The organism is Gemmatimonadales bacterium (genome assembly GCA_030697825.1).
GTDB lineage: Bacteria > Gemmatimonadota > Gemmatimonadetes > Gemmatimonadales > JACORV01 > JACORV01.
The window spans coordinates 1-2,749 of record JAUYOW010000095.1 but is presented as its reverse complement, the minus strand read 5'-3'; the positions used below and the strand labels follow the sequence as shown (position 1 = coordinate 2,749).

Here is a 2,749-nt window from a genome sequence, read left to right as displayed (position 1 = left end):
GGTGGAAGATGCGGTCCGCATCGCGACCGAAGTGGCCGGCGCGCTCGACTACGCGCACCGGCACGGCGTCGTGCACCGGGACATCAAGCCGGAGAACATCCTGCTGCACGACGGCTCGGCGCTGGTCGCCGATTTCGGCATAGCGCTGGCCGTGAGCAGCGCCGGCGGCGGTACCCGGATGACCGAGACGGGGATGAGCCTCGGCACGCCGCACTACATGGCGCCCGAGCAGGCGATGGGCGAGCGGGAGATCACGCCGAAGGCCGACGTGTACGCGCTGGGGTGCGTGGCCTACGAGATGCTGGCGGGGGAGCCGCCGTTCACGGGTCCGACGGCGCAGGCGATCATCGCGCGGGTGGTCACGGAGCAGCCGCGGGCGCTGACGCTGCAGCGGCACACCATCCCGCCGCACGTCGAGGCGGCAGTGCGCAAGGCGCTCGAGAAGCTGCCGGCCGACCGGTTCGCCAGCGCGGCGCAGTTCGCCGAGGCGCTCGCGAAGCCGGGGTTCGTCTCGCTGGCGCAGGCGCCGCTCGCGGCCGAAGCGCCTGCCGGCGCCCCCACCGGCGCGCTCAGCCCCGTCTTACGGCGCCGCTGGGCGGCCGCGGTGCCGTGGGCGCTGCTTCTGCTCGTTGCCGGCCTCGGCGCCTGGGGCTGGCTCCGGGTGCGGCCTTTCGTACCCGATCCGGTCGCGCGCTTCACGGTCCCGCTCCCCGCCAGCGCGAGCTATTTCGACGTCGGCGGGGCGACGATGGCGATGTCGCCCGACGGCGCGCGGATCGCGTACTTGGGCCGGGACGACCACGGAGTGGTGCAGCTGTTCCAGCGCGGCCTCGACCAGCTGGAGCCGTTGCCCATCCCCGGTACGCGCAACGGTAGTCAGCCGTTCTTCTCGCCCGATGGGCGGTGGCTCGGTTTCGTCATCCAGGGCAAGGTGCAGAAGGTGGCGCTCGCCGGCGGTCCGCCGCTCACGATCTTTACGGCGGACAGCGGATTCCTGGGCGCGAGCTGGGGGTCGGGGGACGTCATCGTCTTTGGGACGGGTACGGGTCTTCGGCAGGTTCCGGCCGCCGGCGGCGACCCGACGGTCTTGACGCGGCTCGACTCGGCCCGCGACCGAGGTCACGGGTATCCCGAGTTTCTGCCGGACGGGAAGACCGTGTTGTTCACCGTTCGTGGCCGCGACGGGGCGGACCGCCTCGCCGCCGCCACGCTCGCGACCGGCGCGATCAAGCGGTTCACACAGGCGGGAAGCAACCCGCACTACGTCACGTCGGGTCACGTGACGCTGGCCAACTCCGACGGGACGATCACCACCGTGCCGTTCGACGCCCGGCGCGTCGAAGTCACGGGTCCGGCCGTTCCGGTGGCCGAAGCGGTGCCCATGTCGCCCACCGGTGCGGCCAAAATGGGAGTGTCTCGGTCTGGGTCGTTCGCCTACGCGAGTGGCGCGGCCGGGGCGCGGTCCGTGGTGCTGGTGGATCGGCACGGCGTGCCGCAGCCGCTCACGACCGAGTTACGCACCTACGGCTCCCCGCGCTTCTCGCCGGACGGCCGGCGAATCGCCGTCGAGATCGCCGAGCGCGGCGGCTCGCGACTGTGGATCTGGGACGTGGTGCAGAAGACGCTCACCCCTCTGGCGTTCGACAACGTGGCCATCCGCCCGGTGTGGACGCCCGACGGGCGACGGCTCGCGTATACCCGGAACGACGCCGGCGACGTCTTCTGGATCGCTGCGGACGGCAGCGCCCCTCCCGAGTCCCTGCTGGTCGCGCCGGGGAGGCAGCTCGCCGACGCCTGGACCCCGGATGGGCGCACGCTCCTGTACCACGAGAACAACGCTGCGACGACCAAGAACGACATCATGTACGCGCGCCTCGACAGCGCGAGGGCCACGCACCCGTTCCTCCAGACGCCGGCTGACGAGTACGGGCCCGCGGTCTCGCCCGACGGGCGGTGGGTCGCCTACACCTCCGACGAGTCCTCGCGCGCCGAGATCTACGTGCGGCCGTTCCCCGATCCGGGCGGCAAGGTGCAGGTCTCGCTCGACGGCGGGACGGAAGCGCGGTGGTCGCCGGACGGCCGGGAGCTCTTCTACCGCAACGGCGACCGCTTGATGGCGGCCGCGGTCCGGATTCAGCCAACGTTCAGCGTCGTCCAGCGGACCGAGCTCTTTCGAGGGTTCTTCGGCAGCAACCCGTATCACGCCCAGTACGACGTCGGACGCGACGGCCGGCACTTCGTGATGACCCAGGGGCCGCAGGCCTCCAGCGACCTGGTCGTGGTGCTCCACTGGTTCGATCAGCTGCGCGGCCGGCCGGCCGGGGCGATGGCCGGCGGCCCCGCGGGACGCTAGCAACGCGATGACCAGCCCCACCCCCGTCGAGCGTCTGACCTCGGCCCTGGCCGATCGCTACCAGATCGAGCGCGAGCTGGGCCAGGGCGGCATGGCCACCGTGTACCTCGCCCACGACGTGCGGCACAACCGCAAGGTCGCGCTCAAGGTCCTGCGCCCCGAGCTGGCCGCCATCCTGGGCGGTGATCGGTTCCTCAAGGAGATCCAGCTCACCGCCAACCTCCAGCACCCGCACATCCTGCCCCTCCACGACTCGGGCGAGGCCGGCGGCGTGGTGTACTACGTCATGCCCTTCGTCGAGGGCGAGAGCCTGCGGGACCGCCTGGCGCGCGAGAAACAGCTTCCGGTGGAAGATGCGGTCCGCATCGCGACCGAAGTGGCCGGCGCGCTCGACTA

Annotated in this window: 2 protein-coding genes; both read left to right on the top strand. The window is 71.7% G+C overall.

Going from position 1 to position 2,749, the window contains the following annotated elements; translation table 11 throughout:
* Positions 1–2,353, top strand: a 2,353-nt coding sequence (locus tag Q8Q85_04810; GenBank protein MDP3773568.1) for a protein kinase, incomplete at its 5' end; no start/stop codon positions are given.
* 7 nt (positions 2,354–2,360) lie between these two features.
* Positions 2,361–2,749, top strand: a 389-nt coding sequence (locus Q8Q85_04805; GenBank protein ID MDP3773567.1) for a protein kinase, incomplete at its 3' end; no start/stop codon positions are given.